This window comes from Scrofimicrobium canadense (genome assembly GCF_009696615.1).
Taxonomy (GTDB): domain Bacteria; phylum Actinomycetota; class Actinomycetes; order Actinomycetales; family Actinomycetaceae; genus Scrofimicrobium; species Scrofimicrobium canadense.
Genome location: NZ_VULO01000005.1, coordinates 119,112 through 133,951, shown reverse-complemented (window position 1 = coordinate 133,951; position 14,840 = coordinate 119,112). Strand labels below are relative to the sequence as shown.

The 14,840-nt window shown below is 54.1% G+C and carries 16 protein-coding genes and 1 tRNA gene; 8 read left to right on the top strand and 9 right to left on the bottom strand.

Going from position 1 to position 14,840, the window contains the following annotated elements; translation table 11 throughout:
• Positions 1–203: 203 nt before the first annotated feature.
• A complete protein-coding gene (locus tag FYJ24_RS05265; protein ID WP_154544293.1) occupies positions 204–1,007 on the bottom strand; it encodes a hypothetical protein in 804 nt (267 codons plus the stop codon).
• A gap of 211 nt (positions 1,008–1,218) precedes the next feature.
• Here FYJ24_RS05265 and FYJ24_RS05260 point away from each other — a divergent pair, with 211 nt between their 5' ends.
• The 5 genes from FYJ24_RS05260 (at position 1,219) to FYJ24_RS05240 (ending at position 3,579) form a co-directional block, all read left to right on the top strand.
• Positions 1,219–1,419 carry a helix-turn-helix domain-containing protein gene (locus FYJ24_RS05260; RefSeq protein ID WP_154544292.1) on the top strand — a complete coding sequence of 67 codons (201 nt, stop codon included), beginning with the start codon at positions 1,219–1,221 and terminating at the stop codon, positions 1,417–1,419.
• 59 nt (positions 1,420–1,478) lie between these two features.
• Positions 1,479–1,868 carry a hypothetical protein gene (locus FYJ24_RS05255; RefSeq protein ID WP_154544291.1) on the top strand — a complete coding sequence of 130 codons (390 nt, stop codon included), beginning with the start codon at positions 1,479–1,481 and terminating at the stop codon, positions 1,866–1,868.
• Position 1,869: 1 nt separating this feature from the next.
• Positions 1,870–2,289, top strand: a complete 420-nt coding sequence (locus FYJ24_RS05250; RefSeq protein WP_154544290.1) for a hypothetical protein — start codon at positions 1,870–1,872, stop codon at positions 2,287–2,289.
• Positions 2,290–2,484: 195 nt separating this feature from the next.
• Positions 2,485–2,622, top strand: coding sequence for a hypothetical protein (locus FYJ24_RS05245; protein ID WP_154544289.1), 138 nt, complete (start codon positions 2,485–2,487; stop codon positions 2,620–2,622).
• Positions 2,623–2,679: 57 nt separating this feature from the next.
• Positions 2,680–3,579 (top strand): hypothetical protein, encoded by a 900-nt coding sequence (locus FYJ24_RS05240; protein WP_154544288.1) that lies wholly within the window; start codon positions 2,680–2,682, stop codon positions 3,577–3,579.
• Between the two features lie 242 nt (positions 3,580–3,821).
• Here FYJ24_RS05240 and FYJ24_RS05235 read toward each other — a convergent pair whose 3' ends face one another.
• Entirely contained in the window at positions 3,822–5,162 is a 1,341-nt protein-coding gene (locus FYJ24_RS05235; protein WP_154544287.1) for a hypothetical protein, read from the bottom strand.
• Positions 5,163–5,224: 62 nt separating this feature from the next.
• Positions 5,225–6,001, bottom strand: a complete 777-nt coding sequence (locus FYJ24_RS05230; RefSeq protein ID WP_154544285.1) for a hypothetical protein — start codon at positions 5,999–6,001, stop codon at positions 5,225–5,227.
• Positions 6,002–6,127: 126 nt separating this feature from the next.
• Here FYJ24_RS05230 and FYJ24_RS13545 point away from each other — a divergent pair, with 126 nt between their 5' ends.
• A complete protein-coding gene (locus tag FYJ24_RS13545) occupies positions 6,128–6,271 on the top strand; it encodes a helix-turn-helix domain-containing protein (RefSeq protein ID WP_206192511.1) in 144 nt (47 codons plus the stop codon).
• A gap of 59 nt (positions 6,272–6,330) precedes the next feature.
• Here FYJ24_RS13545 and FYJ24_RS05220 read toward each other — a convergent pair whose 3' ends face one another.
• Positions 6,331–8,031, bottom strand: coding sequence for a hypothetical protein (locus tag FYJ24_RS05220; protein ID WP_154544281.1), 1,701 nt, complete (start codon positions 8,029–8,031; stop codon positions 6,331–6,333).
• Positions 8,032–8,113: 82 nt separating this feature from the next.
• Here FYJ24_RS05220 and FYJ24_RS05215 point away from each other — a divergent pair, with 82 nt between their 5' ends.
• Positions 8,114–8,323: a helix-turn-helix domain-containing protein gene (locus FYJ24_RS05215; RefSeq protein WP_206192510.1), complete on the top strand. Its 210-nt coding sequence runs from the start codon at positions 8,114–8,116 to the stop codon at positions 8,321–8,323.
• Between the two features lie 24 nt (positions 8,324–8,347).
• Here the strand turns inward: FYJ24_RS05215 and FYJ24_RS05210 are convergent, their stop codons facing one another.
• The 5 genes from FYJ24_RS05210 to serS form a co-directional block, all read right to left on the bottom strand.
• Positions 8,348–9,628: a tyrosine-type recombinase/integrase gene (locus FYJ24_RS05210; protein ID WP_154544279.1), complete on the bottom strand. Its 1,281-nt coding sequence runs from the start codon at positions 9,626–9,628 to the stop codon at positions 8,348–8,350.
• A 149-nt stretch (positions 9,629–9,777) separates the two neighbouring features.
• Positions 9,778–9,864: transfer RNA gene (locus FYJ24_RS05205), tRNA-Ser, on the bottom strand.
• 61 nt (positions 9,865–9,925) lie between these two features.
• The gene (locus FYJ24_RS05200) at positions 9,926–11,257 is read right to left on the bottom strand and encodes an AGE family epimerase/isomerase (protein ID WP_154544277.1); all 1,332 of its coding nucleotides are present in this window, start codon (positions 11,255–11,257) and stop codon (positions 9,926–9,928) included.
• 31 nt (positions 11,258–11,288) lie between these two features.
• Positions 11,289–12,176: an HAD family hydrolase gene (locus FYJ24_RS05195; protein ID WP_206192509.1), complete on the bottom strand. Its 888-nt coding sequence runs from the start codon at positions 12,174–12,176 to the stop codon at positions 11,289–11,291.
• Positions 12,173–13,426 (bottom strand): serine--tRNA ligase, encoded by a 1,254-nt coding sequence (gene serS, locus FYJ24_RS05190; protein WP_154544273.1) that lies wholly within the window; start codon positions 13,424–13,426, stop codon positions 12,173–12,175. The genes FYJ24_RS05195 and serS overlap by 4 nt, the downstream gene beginning before the upstream one ends.
• A gap of 63 nt (positions 13,427–13,489) precedes the next feature.
• Between serS and FYJ24_RS05185 the strand changes: the two genes are divergently transcribed.
• The gene (locus tag FYJ24_RS05185; protein WP_206192508.1) at positions 13,490–14,836 is read left to right on the top strand and encodes a diacylglycerol/lipid kinase family protein; all 1,347 of its coding nucleotides are present in this window, start codon (positions 13,490–13,492) and stop codon (positions 14,834–14,836) included.
• Positions 14,837–14,840 lie beyond the last annotated feature (4 nt).

Genomic DNA, 14,840 nt, shown 5'->3' with positions numbered 1-14,840 from the left:
TGCGGCTGCCATTGTGGTAGGCGCTGTTTGGTGTGGCGCGAATGCTTGGAGAGCGAGGACGGGGCCAGCGGGCACTTTGGGGAAGGGGCTACCACCGGTACCTAATCTGTTATAGATGACTTTGAACTACTGTCGATGATTTCGTGGATGCAAGGACAATCTTTTCTGAGGGCTTCAGCAGTGAATGCTCGTGTACGCGTGCGTCATTCCTGCTTGTTTTGAAAGTCCTTTTCTTGCTGGAGAAGCTTCCGTAGCGATTTTTTGGCTAAGAGTCTGCCACGTATGTTCCTGGTTTTCTTTCGGTCTCTCAGTTTCTTAAGTATGCTGGCTATTCTTTGTTCTTCCTTCCGATTCAACTCCCCTTCCACTTCGGTCTTTCCCTCATGAATCATCGCGTCTGCTAGTAATTGACGTAATTCCTCATCTTCGAGTCTGGAGCCACGCCTGCCTTGGTGCGCGATAATTTTCTCGTAGAGCTCTGTTTTAGTAGGCATGCCTAGGTAGCCTCTTATTATGCTGTCATTTTCCTCGTACGTGAGAGCGCCTGGTTCTAGTGATTGAGCATCTGGTTCTTGGTTCTCGCTGTATGTGGGATGTTGGAGCATCACTGATTTCAGAAAATCTTCCCTACGTTTACTCTCGAGGATTTCCACAAGTTCGTTCTTAGTGAGCTTCTGAGTGTCTTTCGTGGGGGAGACTATGGCTGCTATGGCGCGTAGCTCGTTGCGGGCGAGGCGTTGATAGTTACCTTTTCTCAGCAAAGTGTTGATTTTGTCGCGAGCGCTACTTGGTGTGGGATAGTCGTGAAGAACCGCTAAGGCGTTGAAAAAAGCTTGTGGAGACGGCTCGCTGTATTCAGCTATGACTTGTTCTCGGACGCTATCGATAAGCCGATTTCTCCCACCGATTAGATGGTTTACTTGTTTGCGAGTGATCCAGACGCCGATGTCCTGGTAAAGGTATATCAGTAGGGCGCGTATCTCAGCGGCAGATGTCCTAGAGGCCATACCTACATCGTATACATGATGACTCTTTTGGCTCTACGCGGCCTTTTCCTCTGAGTTAATGACTGGCCGGGGTGCAACTGGCCCGAATCAAACAGTCACGACAGACGTATTCATGCTGTTCAAAAGGTCGAAAAACCTGTTCACGCTTTGAACTGAAATGGGCGAGCTGCCCTAAATGACGTTGTGTTTGCGCTGGTCCAGACTGGTTTACATGAGCGAGAAAGAAAAGAACGTAGTTGCTGTCAGCGTGAATGAGGCCGCGGAAATCCTCGGAACTTCTGCTGACACGGTGCGCAGGTTGGTCGCTAAGGGCGAGCTGCCATCGTATCGGGTTGGTTCAAGCCGAATCGTTCGGGTGCTGCGTTCCGATGTTCTCGCTCTATTGAAACCGGTCTCCGCTGGCTTCAAGTAACGCAATGTACCGAAGCAAATCAAAGGTCCATGGGACCAAAACAGATGAAAGGTAACAGGATGAAAAATGTGTCTCTGGTGGCCGATGGGCTGCCGATCAAAGAAAATGCCGCTTTCGAGGCTGCGGGTCAGCCTCAGCCAGTCTTCGTTTATGAGGACGGGAAGCGAACTGATAGGAGGGAGGTGGTAGAAGGGTTACCGGTGTGGAAGGTCCCCGTCAAGATTCCTTGGAAGGGCGGCCGCTCCGACAATGTCAAGGTTTCTTCGGCTACTGAGCCGGTATTGGATGCCGGGGATGTGGTTGTTTTTGACCAGTTGATTGCCCGCCCGTGGTCTATGGGTGAAAATTCAGGCTTTGGTTTGCGTGCTCTCGGAGCGCGGAACGTTGGTCGAGTCCGTACCGAGGTACTACTCGACGACGAGTCCGACGCAGAATTGGAGCTGAACTGAAATGGAAGACCACAGTTTTTGGGCGGCATTCAAGGACGCCGCAAGGAAGTATTTTCAGAAGAAATCTGTTGATTTGCAGGGCCGAATCGAGGTTCGAGAGCAAGAAAACCGGGTCCAGGAATGGCAATGGTCCCTTGAGAACCAACTCGTTCCGGCACTTCAAGCAACGTTCGCGGCACGTCGCGGCGAAGCTGGGGGGCAGTCTCCAGGTTTTGTGGTCGGTGGCAATGGTCTGCAAACTGCGTGGCTGCGAGTGCACCTCGCGGGCACACAGTTGAACTGGACTATTGTCGAAAGCACCCTACGTAAAGCAGGGGATTCTTTGGGGTACCGCATCCAACCGATGCGACCAAGGGCATCTGACCCTGGATTACCTCGCAACATCAGGGTCTATCAACTCGATTTCAGACCCCACCAGTAACAGGAGGACTGAGAGGGTGGCGCGACCCGTACCGCTACGCCGGAGGCAAGCGGGAAGGGGAGCGTCATCCCTCTCGGAACGACTCATTGGGCGGCGAAGCCGCCCTGGTGGGGGGTTAGTGTTACCCCCCCACCTCTGTATCCGTATCTATACCAGACAACTATCGGCCCTGATCTGCGCAAAGGAGGTCAAACCATGACTACACCTGATCGTAGCCAATCTGGCAACCATGTAGCCAGCGTGTCTGACTTCGATGAGAATACCGAGAAGCCGGAAGCCCGCGTTGATGACACTAAGTCCAGTTCGGGGAGGGGATTGCAGTCCCGGGGGTGAATTCTCACTTTACCGGCCTCTGAGTATGACGAGACGGCCGTTGTGAAGGGTCTGGGCATGTATGGGGGCGTTGTTGGGCAACTTGAAGAAGGCACTGATACCGGGTATCGACATTTTCAAGTCTACGTGGAACACACGAGCCCGATCAAGTTCACCACGTTGCGTAACAAGTTCCCGAAAGGCCATTTTGAGCCTCGTCGTGGCTCTAAACGTCAAGCGTATGAGTACGTGACGAAAGAAGATAGCCGCGTCGTTGGTGAGGATGCTTGCCACATCGAAACCGGGTCAATCGATCTGAAAGACAACCAAGGCAAACGCAGCGACCTGGTTGTGTTCCATGACGCGATCATGGAACAAGGAATGAGCGCTCAAGAGGTTATGCGGGAGTACCCAGGCGCATACCGGTATGCCTCAAACCTGGAGGCGCTTCAGAACGCGCGGGACCAAGAACACTTCTCCACGCAAATGCGCGACATTGAAGTCACTTACATTCACGGTGCGCCGGGGGTCGGCAAAACCAGGTACGTATTCGATAAGTATGACCCCGCGCGCGTGTACCGAGTCACGGACTACAAGCACCCTTTCGATGCCTACCACGGGCAAGATGTCCTTGTTCTCGATGAGTTTGATTCCCAGATCAACTTTGATCTTCTAATGAATGTGCTGGACCGTTACCCATTGGAACTACCCGCAAGATACCGCAACAAATGGGCCGGATACACGAAAGTTGTGATCATTTCTAACCTACCCCTAGCAGACCAATACCAAGACATTTACTGGTCCCAAAGGAAACGATGGGGCGCATTCATAAGAAGAATACATCACGCTTTCGAGATGACACCTGGCGGGCTCCTAGTCAAGGATGACGCTCATCTACAGGGCAAAATAGTGCCTACACCTGCCCGGTCGAGAATATCCGACGCGGACGTTCACGCCCTACTCAACAAGGGCAGTTAATCCCCCACCAAAACGTTTACCTAAAGCCACGAAAACCTCTCTCCTTCCAGAGACATGAAAATACCAAACCCACCAAAAAGCAGGCCACGCACCAACCAAACACTACGGTAGGGGCCTGGGCAAACAAACCCCCAATAGGACAGCAAAAACAGGCTGGCCAAGTCGGGGCAGGGTTGGAATAGGCAGCACAAAACCCCCTACCCAAGAAGGTAAGGGGTTCGTGTATTGCAGGTTAAAGGTTGTCACCAAACTTCCCAGCAGGAACAACCATCACAATGCCACTCTGAACCAGGAATCCAATACCCTGGCTCAGATGGCTGAGACGGAGCAGGCTGAGATGGAGCAGGAGCTGGCTGTGACGGGGCAGGAGCGGGCTGTGAGGGAGCCTGGTACCCTCCACCGGAATTGTTGGAGTACCCGCCACCACTGTTACCACCGGAGTAGTCGTTGTAACCCGAATAGTCGCTATAGTCGGAGTAATCGTTGGAATAGTCCTCCGAGTACCCACCGTTGGAGGGAGCGGAGTTCTGGGCTGCCTGTGCTTGCGCTGCCTTAGCTTCCTCGTCAGCCTTCGTCTTAGCCGCCTGCGAATCGTTGACGGCCTTCATAGCCGCCTCTAGCGCCTTCGTAGCCTCAGACTTAGTACCCTTGCTCAGATCGCTAGGAACAGGATTCTCAGGAGCCTCAGCTTTGGCTTCCTTCTTCGCCGCGTCAATCGCCTTCACCAAAGCATCACGGGTCTTATTATCAGCAACCTTCCCGTCAGAACTCTTCAGCAGCGCCTCTGCCTTAGCAATGGTGTCGTCCAGCTTCTTACTGGCAGTGGTGTAGGTTTCCAAAGCGGCGTCCAACTTCACCCCGAAAGCCTCCGAAACAACCTCAGCACCCGTGTTAATCACGGTGTCAGTCTGGGCTTCAACTTCTGAGGTGAGTTCCTCGATCTTGTTGAGTTGTTCCTTGGTGTAGTCGACCTCTGGGTCAGCCGGGACAGTAACAATAAAAGGACCGAAAATGCTTGTAGAGCCTGACTGGGCGGTGTCTCCCGACTGGGCAGAGCCTGACTGGGCTTCGTCTTCCGATTGAGCGGCCTCAAGGGAGTACCCAAGCTCTTCGAGCTGAGTCGTGAGAGGGACTGAAGATTCTGAACCGGACTGTGAGTCTGATTGGGCCTCATCGGACTGTGCTTCGGAAGAATCGTTCTCTGCAAGCTGGGCGACGATCACCTGAGCGGAAACGTTCGACACGTCCGTGTAGAGTCCCGGGTTGTCGGGGTTGAGAGCGTCTGCAAAGGAAAGGTGTCCCGTCTCCTCGACCTTCGAAAGCACCACCTCAGTACCCTCAACAGCCGTAGCCACCGAGCTAGGCACCTCTCCCGCCTCGAACAGTTCCCCTGCCAGCGTTTCCAATGACACCGTGCTTGTTGCAAGCTCCACCGTGTCCTGCGTCAGAACCTCTACCGCCTGCGCGTACCGCTCGTTCAGGTTCCCCTGCGCGTTGGTTGCGACGCCCCACCAGATTCCGCCACCGGCCAGGGCTAGAGTCACTGCCGCGACTACGCCGACTACTTTGTTCCTGGATTTCATTTGTTCCTCGCTATTTTTTCAACGCGTGATTTTGCCGGGTTTCTACGTGTTTGTCTTGTTTGTCAGTTGGTGTTGCTGCTGCGTGATTGGCGAACCAGGTTTTGCAGTGCGCTGATGTGGGCTATCTGTTCGGGAGAGTTATCGAGGTAAATGGACCAGGTTTCTCCCGCGTTTGTTACTACTAGTGCCACTTCATGCCCGCGAGAGGAACTGACTGTATGAAACGAGACGGTAACTTCACGAAGGGCCCATTGAATGTTGCCTTGATACTCACGATAGGACTGTCGAAGATCAAAAACTTCTTTAACACCGTGAATCCACCCCTGCGAGCAATACAGGGTCTTCATTTGGATGGATGAGAAGGTGCGTCCCTCATTGGGAGCTGCCCACAAGTAAGGTTCGGTGCCCCAGACTGTTCTGTATAGCGGGTCCCCGGGAGTGGGAAGCGGAAAGTCTGTTGGGCGTGTCTCAACGAAGGGAGGTATGTCGCGGTACTCTATGTTGCCCAAAGCGTCTCGACTAGCTGTCTTCTCGTTTACTATGGCCTGCTCGGCTTGAAGGTTGAACTGTTCTGTAAGAGTCTGGAAATCCCGGTGCTCCTTATTTCCGATGTAAACGCACGCGGCCGCGCCTAAACCCATCAGCAGTGCCAGAAAGAATCCCACACCACGTAACTCTGTGGAGAAGAACCCAAGGAGGACACCTGCTCCCAGACACGCCGCCGCGGCTATCCCTAATGGCTTTACGAACTCTAACCACCGGCCAAACTGGAATTGGTAGTAGTCATGAATTGTCTTGTAGTTGACCGGTATCATTACTGCTCCGTTCAATAAGGTCATTCCAATTCTACCGGAACCTATCACTTCCGCGGAACTGATAAGTACCTGGTATTGATGGGTTCCTGCTCGGACTATGGGTAGGCGACTAAACCTCTCAGATTCTTGGTTGGCGAAAACCTGCGTGAAGTGCGGAAAAGCAGGGGACTAACCCAAGAAAAACTAGCGGAACAGCTAGAGGTGACCCCCAGGTATCTCGCGGGAATAGAGCGCGGGGAACGAAACCTCACACCGTTGACTCCGTTACCCTCCACCTCGGCGTTGAAGCACTAACACTCATTCAAGGGACTTCCGGCCCTCAATGAGCTGGCCCTATTGAGGCGGGCTGCGTGTTACTGGCAGGGGTTTGTGTTTGGGCAGGTAGGCTCATCGGCGGATAGGTCCCAAGAAACTGCTGGGTCGGTCCCGTTGTCGTAGTGCAGCCCCTGGAGGGCTTTACCATTCGGCGATCCGAAGGGGATTGCACCTATGGCGCATTCGCCGGGCTGAATGTAATTGGAGCCGGTGTTGCCATAACCGACCGATAGCGGGTCAGCACAGTCGGCAGATCCACAGATCACGTCACCATCTCTTGCCCCTACGTACGCAAAGTCCGCGCTCCACGGGACAATTGAATAGGTACCCTCGTACGTTGTAGAACAGATAGCGATCGTTACCGAGTTGCCGTCTCCAAAGAGCGGGGTAAGAGTGATTCCGCCCAGAACTGCGGGTTCACGCCAGTGCAGTGATCGTCCCGCAGGAACCGTTACGGCTGGGAGTATGCAATGCTGCTCAGGAACGACTAGGGTCCCACAACTGCGCGCCACGATACTACCGCCACCACCGCTGCTGTAAGGGGCAGAGTTGCTACTCAAGTCGGATTCTTCCTGCACGTTAGGTTCTGGCGTGTAGGTGGAAGGGTTCTCTTTTGCATAGTCGGTCGTGGCGATTGCCCAGGACATCATTCCCAACGTGCATTTGTCGCCCTCCGGAATTCCCTCAATGCATGAGTTGTTGGAATTCTCCGACACAAAATAGTCGACAACTATTGTTGGAAGAGTCTTTCCTTTGAAAGACAAAACCCACGAATCTCCTCCTGGAAATCTGAATCCACCTAATTCCGTGCCAGGCGTATTATCTATGTTGTCGCCCTCGCAGCCGACCAAAAGTGCTTTACTGTTGGCTTCGGGTGCACCGTAGGGGTCGTATCGCACCTGTCCTTTCCAGTCCGTTTCGCATTGCTCTATCATCGACACACTCAGATCGTAGGAAGAGACTTCGAATGTCATCTGTCCTGTGACTGCACTGAACTGATGGCCATCACTTTCGCATTCAATCCCGCGAAATCCGTCAGCCTCCGCTAATCTGCACGAACTTGCCAGGGGTGTTGGCAACATCGAACCGACGCCATTGCCCTGTACCCACTTCCAGGAGTCACTTGGCTGCATCCGCCCAGTCTCTACCGCCTTTGGGAAGTCGGCTGTGGATGTTGGCTCAAACCCGGGGTGTACCGGAAGATACGCTGAGGCGATCTGATTTTCCAGTCCATTTGCCGCTGACCTCCAGTCGGAAAGCTTTACATCTACTTCTTCATTTCTGGCTTCCAGGTCGGTCACACCTTCTTGGGTATTCTGAGCAGCAGGATTACCCACCACGTTCTCAGACTCTGTCAATGCCCCCAACGTCGCAGTCTCATACTCTTCTAGGCTCGTGGTGTCGACTTGATAGTCGAGGGCTTCCGAAGATAAAGCTTGTCCACGTCTTTGGAGTTCCGCCACAGCGTTCTTGTTGGCCTCATAGACACCTACGGCCTCCGTCCACCGTTCCTGTACCGCGAGGTGACTTTGCTTCGAGTAGTGATTGGCAAACAACCAACCAATAACACCCAACACAATAATGAGGGCACCGATTGTGATGAAGGTGCGCTTGAGGCTGCGCGGACGACGTGGGTGGGGATTTCCTTCGATTCCAACCCCTGGCACCATCGCCGACTGCGGTGTGAATTGACTGTGGTCGGTCATTATTAGCATCTCCGTCACTTTGCTTTCAGACATGTCTCACCTTACTGGAACTTATCGGTTCTCGAGTACTTATAGGTACCTGGTATTGATAGGTTCCCGCCTAGACGATGGGTAAGTGACTAAGGCCCTGAAATACCTGGTAGGAGAAAACCTCCGTGAAGTGCGCAAAAGCCGGGGACTAACCCAAGAAAAACTAGCAGAACAACTAGAGGTGACCCCCAGGTACCTTGCAGGAATAGAACGCGGGGAACGAAACCTAAGCCTTGACACACTTGATGCCCTCGCCAACAAACTCGACATCGACTCAAAAGAGTTTTTCAGCTAGGCCCGCCATTAGCGTCATAGCTGATTATCTCTGCTTCATCCATTCGTTCAACTGTGCTGTGTGCTGCTGATCGCGCTCGATACTGGAATGTTGGTACCGTTGGGCTGCGTCAACGTCTTTATGTCCGCCCCGGCGCATGATCTCGGTTTGGGTGGCTCCAGCCCTGGCATACATTGTTAGTCCAAAGTGCCGCAAAGCGTGAAAGTCCGTGCCGGGTCTAACCGTTGCCCTAGCCTCGTTCCACCGCCTGGCAAGCGCATTATGACTAATAGGCCTACTCTTGTCCCGAGGCGAAGGAAAAACCGGCGCGCTAGGACTATCAAGCACATACCTATCCAAATGCGCCTTGGCTTTCTTTGCCAGTAGATCAGGCACGGCAACAGTGCGGTAACTATCATCCTTGGGCGGACCATACGCAGGCGGATTCGCTTTGCTCAACCACTGCCGGTCAATATTCAGTGATGCTTTCCCGGGCTTATCAAGATTCTTGAAATCCCCCCTCTGCAAGCCGATCACTTCACCTACGCGCAGAGAACACCACGCCGCCAACAACACCGCCAACTCAGTTTCAGGTGTCATAGCCCCCGCCAAAGCAGACACCTCCTCCAACGAAGGCACCTCACCATCTTCACGGGTACGTGCCCGCGCTTTGCCAACAGTTGCAGTTACGGGCGATTCATTGAGTCCGCCGGCGTTAACGGCTATCGCAGCATTAAACATACTCTTGGCATAGCGAAGAACGTTCTTGCCTGCCGATTCATGCTTGCCACCATCCCGCGCCGCCTCTACGCACGCCTCAATATCGTCAGGGGTTACCTCGGTGAGGTTCATGTGGCCAATCCGAGGCAATACATGGGAGTTCATAGCGCTTCTGTAGCTGGCTACCGTGGATGGAGAACGGGCTTCCGTGCCCTCTGCCAAGTCTTGTAGCCACTGGTTACACCATTGACGAACAGTGAGCTTCCGTTCTTCTTCGCGTTTCTTTTCTTCGGCTTCTTGTTGCTGTTGTAGCTTGCGCAGCCTTCGTCGCTCTGCGGGGGGAATAAACTCGCGCCGGGCAATGTCCGCTTGTGCCAGTTCCAGCGCCGCTTTGGCATGGGTGAGAGGAAAGTAGCGCCCAACGGTGTACTGACGCCCTTCCCACGTCACCCGCACGCGATATTTGCCTAGAAGATGGTCCCAGTCGATTCCCGTAGGAAGAGAAGACTCGTTTTTCGGACGGCTTCTTGGTGGCTGTCGTTTCTTCCTCCGAATCCGCGTAACGGGTTTGTCAGTGTCCTGATTGCCTGACTGTCCCGCAACCATTACCCTCTCCTTGCTATTGGCCTAATAGTGCTCTACTATTGAGCCTATTAGAGCGTACTACAGCCTACAACTACATACAGCTAGATTATCGCAAACCGTGTCATTGCAACAAAAAACCCCGAGAACTCAATGGTTCCCGGGGCTCGTCGCGGAGAGTAAGGGATTCGAACCCTTGGTGCCATTGCTGACACATTGGTTTTCAAGACCAACACCTTCGGCCGCTCGGTCAACTCTCCGGGCTTCCGTCCAGGACAGAAGCACATTAGATTTTAGCCTCTTCTATGCGGCCAGCGCCAACTAGCGCGCTCGACCAAAAACATTCCAGGATCGTTTATCTGCCGGAGGCTGCTCCGGGTGATCTAAAAGACCACGTGAAAGGGCAGATGCGAAGGGGGGCCATAGGGGCACTCGAGGCATGAGGAATGCCTGCAAAGTGTGATAGATATCCGGTCGATTCGGTATGGTCTCTGCCACCGGTTCGTTGTCCGGGCCCAGCACCCGCGCGAAGACTCCCGGTTCAATCATCATGTAGTCGTTGAGGTAATCGAGCCACGATCTGTAGGAATGCTCATAGGCCTCCACATCGCCCGTAGTGCCACCGTCATCGAGAACGGCCCTGCGCAACGCAAGAGTCGCACAGATTCCCTCACTGACGACCCACTGCAAGTGGTCGCGCAACACCGGCTCGCCATCAAAATTTACTGTGTATATGAAACCGGGCACACCGTCCCTGCGCCAGCCGTCAAGGCGCGCACGCTCAAACAGTTCTGTTGCCATGCGCATCAAATATTCAGGTTCTGGGCGACCTAGCGAACGTAGGGCTGACCTCATTTGTACTGACAGCCGCGCCAATTCCATGCCGTGACCAATAAGAGAACCATATGGGTAATAGTGCGCGCTGGGATTGTCTTTGTTGAACGAGGGGTCTGGTCTCCACTGCTCATCAAAATGCTCAGGTACTCGCCAGTCGAAGGGTGCGGCTACTTCAGAGACCATGTGTAGCATCACCTCGGCTCGACTCACCCACTCGGGGTCAGTGGTTGCCTCCGCGGCGGCCATGTACGCCTCGATCGTATGCATCAGCGAGTTCATACCCCGATAGGGAGCACCGGTTGACCAATCGCGCGCATAGCGGTCCTTCACCAGGCCCGTATCCTCAGAGAGCCAGTACTCTTCTTGGTTGTCAAGGGCTTCGCGCAAGAGTTCAAAGGCGCCGGGACGGTTAGCCACTGCCGCCGCCGCCGCGGCAAGAATCAGAAAAGCATGAGCATACTGCCACTTGTCTGCTGCCGCCTCACTCCATGGAATTCCCACGCCATCGGGAGCTCGGTGTTTGATTGCACTAAACCACCCGCCGTATACAGGATCTTTGAAGTATTTCGCTAAGCAATGCAGTCCATGGTCACAGAATCTGCGCGATCCTGGAATTCCCATGAGTGTCCCTAGGGAATAGACGTATGTCATGCGAGCGGTGATAGCCAGGTCGATGGGCTTGTCTTCATCTACCTGACCGTCGGCACCGAAGTATCCAAATCCCGTCTCCGCGCGCGCAGCATGCCCGTGCTCCAGTAATGCCTGCATTTGCCGTGACAGCCACCGGCTGTGTTCGACGGAATTCAACCACCCCATTGTGCCTCCTTTGATCGTGTCTATTCTATCGTCAATATTGTTGCAGAACTGCACGGATGACAGCAGCAGCACCGTCGTGCTCTACGGGACCGGTTGTCGCATCAGCTGCGTTTATCACCGCAGAATCTGCACTTCCCATTGCTACTCCATGAGCAGCCCAACGCAGCATGGCGATGTCGTTCATTCCATCTCCGATTGCGATTGTGCCGTGAGAGGGTACTCCTAGGGCTACTGCAAGATCCTCTAGCGCACTTGCTTTGGTGACTCCCATCGGGCCAATGTCGGCCCATGCGGTCCAGCCAACAGAGAGTTCGCACCCCTCCAATTCCAACAAATGCATCATTTGTGCAAAATGTTCCCGGTCCATTTCGGGAGCGCGAACTACCAGTTTTGTGGTGCGTCTTCCTATGACCTCTTCCAAATCATTAGCTACCTGGTGAAACAAAAGCTCACCGCGAGGAAAGGGCGCAGACACCAACAGACCCAAAGCTTCTTCGTCACGGGCAAGAAGCGCACTGGGGATCGCCTGCAACACTTGCTCAGCAACCTCACGGGGGTCAAAATCATGACGTGTTGCCACTTCTGGCTCCCCCTCCCAACGTAGGGTTAGAGCCCCATTGGAGCACACTGTCCACCCATGCGTGAGCGCAACCTCGTTAACCACTGGAGCTGTCGAGGCCACGCCTCGCCCAGTGGCAATAACGACATGAGCGCCCACTTCCTGAGCTTCCTGCAACGCGTCGAAGACTCGAGGCGTTACCCCACCGGGGTGCAGCAACGTGCCGTCAATGTCTAACGCAAAAAGTAAGTCGCTAGGATCCTCAGGTAATCCGGGAAGTGAAGCAGCTGCTTCGTCAACTAACTGTTCAAAAGGGGTTTCTGGCAAACCTGAAAGTGGAGGACTGAGCAGGTTTTTCACGGAACCAACGCCTCTAGGCCTCCCATGTACGGACGCAAGGCCGGAGGTAAGTACACGGAACCGTCCGCTTGCTGGTGATTTTCGAGGAGCGCCACCAACCAGCGTGTTGTTGCCAGGGTTCCATTGAGTGTTGCTACAGGAGCGTTCTTCTGACGCACTCCCAGTCGTCGAGCCTGGAAGGTGGTGCAGTTCGAGGTACTGGTAACTTCCATCCACCGCTCTTGGGTTGGAAGCCACGCCTCGCAGTCAAACTTCCTCGCAGCTGAAGAACCCAAATCACCGGCAGCCGTATCAATAACTCGATACGGAAGCTCCAGTTTGCCCAGCATCTCTTCTTCCCACCCTAAAAGACGTTGGTGCTCTTCTGCCGCTTCTTCGACTGGACAGTATGAGAACATCTCTACTTTATTGAACTGATGAACGCGAATGATTCCCCGCGTGTCCCTCCCCGCGGCGCCAGCTTCACGCCGGTAGCAGGTGGACCATCCTAGATAGCGCAGGGGCCCCTCACTCAAATCGAGAATCTCATCGGCGTGGTAGCCCGCAAGCGCAACCTCAGAGGTTCCCACCAGGTAAAGGTCGTCGGCGGGAAGATAGTAGATTTCGTCGGAATGTTCTCCGAGGAATCCCGTGCCACGCATGATTTCGGGTTTGACCAACGTGGGAGTTGTCATCATGGTGAAGCCGGCCGCGGTTCCCTGGTCGAGGGCCATCGAAAGTAGTGCAAGTTCGAGCCGTGCGCCAACACCGGTCAAATAATAGAAACGTGAACCGGAGACTTTGGCTCCACGTTTCATGTCGATCGCCCGCAAGCCTTCAGCGATTTCGAGGTGGTCTTTGGCGGAGAATCCCTCAGCAGCAAAGTCACGCGGCTTGGGCCCTTCGTACCGAAGTACAACGTAGTCCTCTTCACCACCGCTGGGTGCACCCTCGACAATGTTTTCCAGCTGCATCGCAATCTTTTCGAGATCGCTGGCGGCGGCCGCAGACTCAGCCTCAGCCTCCTTGACTTGGGCGGCGAGTTCTTTCGCTTTGGCGAGGATTGCGGGGCGCTCTTCCGCAGTGGCTTTGCCAACAGATTTTGACATCTGTTTCTGCTCTGCGCGCAAAGACTCAAATGTCTGGAGTGCTCTTCTGCGCTTCTCGTCGGCAGCGATAATCTGATCTACCAGGTCAGGATCATTTCCACGCGCCAGTTGCGAGGCTTTCGCCACTTCTGGATTTTCGCGCAACATTCGCAAATCAATCATGACTCCATGCTATCGCGCAAGAGCAAGAGGAATAACCCCCATAATCGCGATAGTCTCTTAGACATGATCCCTCAGTTACCCGTTCCAGCTGGACCGCTTATTGTTTTGGCTGTTCTCATTCTGCTAGCGGTGATCATCATCTCGTGGATGCCGACGCATAGAACTGAGCCTTCCCCGGAGGCTCTAGCGTATCTTGGCCTTAAAGATGAAACCTTTGATGAGACTTCACCTGACGATGTTCCTCACAAACGCGTATGGGTAATTGCTAATCCAACGAAACCAAATAATCTCGAGGCTTTTAAGGCTCAGGTTAACCGAATTTGTCAGGCAATGACTGGCAATGAGGCGCAGTGGCTAGAAACCACCGTTGAGGATCCCGGAACCGGGCAGGCAATCGAAGCAATCCAACATGAACCCCTCGTTGTGCTAGCCGCGGGTGGCGACGGAACTGTCCGCGCGGTCGCAGCGGGCATGGCCCATTCGGGCTACCCCATGGGGATAATTCCTGCGGGAACTGGAAATCTGCTTGCGAGAAATCTAGGTCTGCCGCTTACCTTGGAAGGTGCCCTCGAAGTGGCCGTCCTGGGTGAGACGCGCCGGATTGACTTGGCATGGTTGCACGCTGAACGCGTTGTTGTGCCTTCGGACCTTCCGGCCGAGGGAGGTTTGCTTCGCGCAGCTAACGCATCAATGGTGCGTAGTCTTCCCGCCGGATTGGCGGAACCTCGACCAGATGAATACGCGTATCTGGTGATTGCTGGAGTGGGCTTTGACGGTGAAACGATGGCTAACACTAGCTCTAAGATGAAAGAGGCAGTTGGGTGGAGTGCCTACGTTTTTTCAGGAATGAAATCTCTTGCAATTGAGCGTATGAAGGCTACTGTGACCATCTTTTATCCTCCGGGCAGCGACGATGTTAAAAGGGTCCGCAAACGGTTCTCTCCTATCCCCCGCAGGGTCACCGAAAAAATCGTCGCCTCGCAAACCATTGGACATAAGAACTCTCCAACCCAGGCGATTCACACTGAGGAAAACTGGCAGATGTCGGTGCTGCGGGCGCGTACGGTTCTTTTCGCGAACTGTGCGGACCTTCCTTTTGTGAAACTGGCACCTGATGCGGTTATCGATGATGGTGTCCTCGACGTTATTGCGATTGATACAAAGGGGGGCCTAGTTGGGTGGCTAAGCGTGGCAGCAAAAATCATTAGTATGGGGGTGGGGTTGCCGTTGGGTAATGCGCGGAAAGGATTGGGAAACATAGTTTTCAAACAGACGCATAAAGCCCGGATAGATATTAATCGGGCTTACCCCGTTCAGGTCGATGGCGATGCAATCGGAACGTCACGAACTGTGATCGCCAGGACTGATCCAGGCGCACTGGCGGTTCGCGTTCCTTCTCGGAGCTTTTAGGAGC

Coding starts and splice junctions, on each gene's coding strand:
- FYJ24_RS05265 (WP_154544293.1), bottom strand. CDS start 1,007: ATGGCCTCTAGGACATCTGCCGCTGAGATACGCGCCCTACTGATATAC.
- FYJ24_RS05260 (WP_154544292.1), top strand. CDS start 1,219: ATGAGCGAGAAAGAAAAGAACGTAGTTGCTGTCAGCGTGAATGAGGCC.
- FYJ24_RS05255 (WP_154544291.1), top strand. CDS start 1,479: ATGAAAAATGTGTCTCTGGTGGCCGATGGGCTGCCGATCAAAGAAAAT.
- FYJ24_RS05250 (WP_154544290.1), top strand. CDS start 1,870: ATGGAAGACCACAGTTTTTGGGCGGCATTCAAGGACGCCGCAAGGAAG.
- FYJ24_RS05245 (WP_154544289.1), top strand. CDS start 2,485: ATGACTACACCTGATCGTAGCCAATCTGGCAACCATGTAGCCAGCGTG.
- FYJ24_RS05240 (WP_154544288.1), top strand. CDS start 2,680: ATGTATGGGGGCGTTGTTGGGCAACTTGAAGAAGGCACTGATACCGGG.
- FYJ24_RS05235 (WP_154544287.1), bottom strand. CDS start 5,162: ATGAAATCCAGGAACAAAGTAGTCGGCGTAGTCGCGGCAGTGACTCTA.
- FYJ24_RS05230 (WP_154544285.1), bottom strand. CDS start 6,001: ATGACCTTATTGAACGGAGCAGTAATGATACCGGTCAACTACAAGACA.
- FYJ24_RS05220 (WP_154544281.1), bottom strand. CDS start 8,031: ATGTCTGAAAGCAAAGTGACGGAGATGCTAATAATGACCGACCACAGT.
- FYJ24_RS05210 (WP_154544279.1), bottom strand. CDS start 9,628: ATGGTTGCGGGACAGTCAGGCAATCAGGACACTGACAAACCCGTTACG.
- FYJ24_RS05200 (WP_154544277.1), bottom strand. CDS start 11,257: ATGGGGTGGTTGAATTCCGTCGAACACAGCCGGTGGCTGTCACGGCAA.
- serS (WP_154544273.1), bottom strand. CDS start 13,426: ATGATTGATTTGCGAATGTTGCGCGAAAATCCAGAAGTGGCGAAAGCC.
- FYJ24_RS05185 (WP_206192508.1), top strand. CDS start 13,490: ATGATCCCTCAGTTACCCGTTCCAGCTGGACCGCTTATTGTTTTGGCT.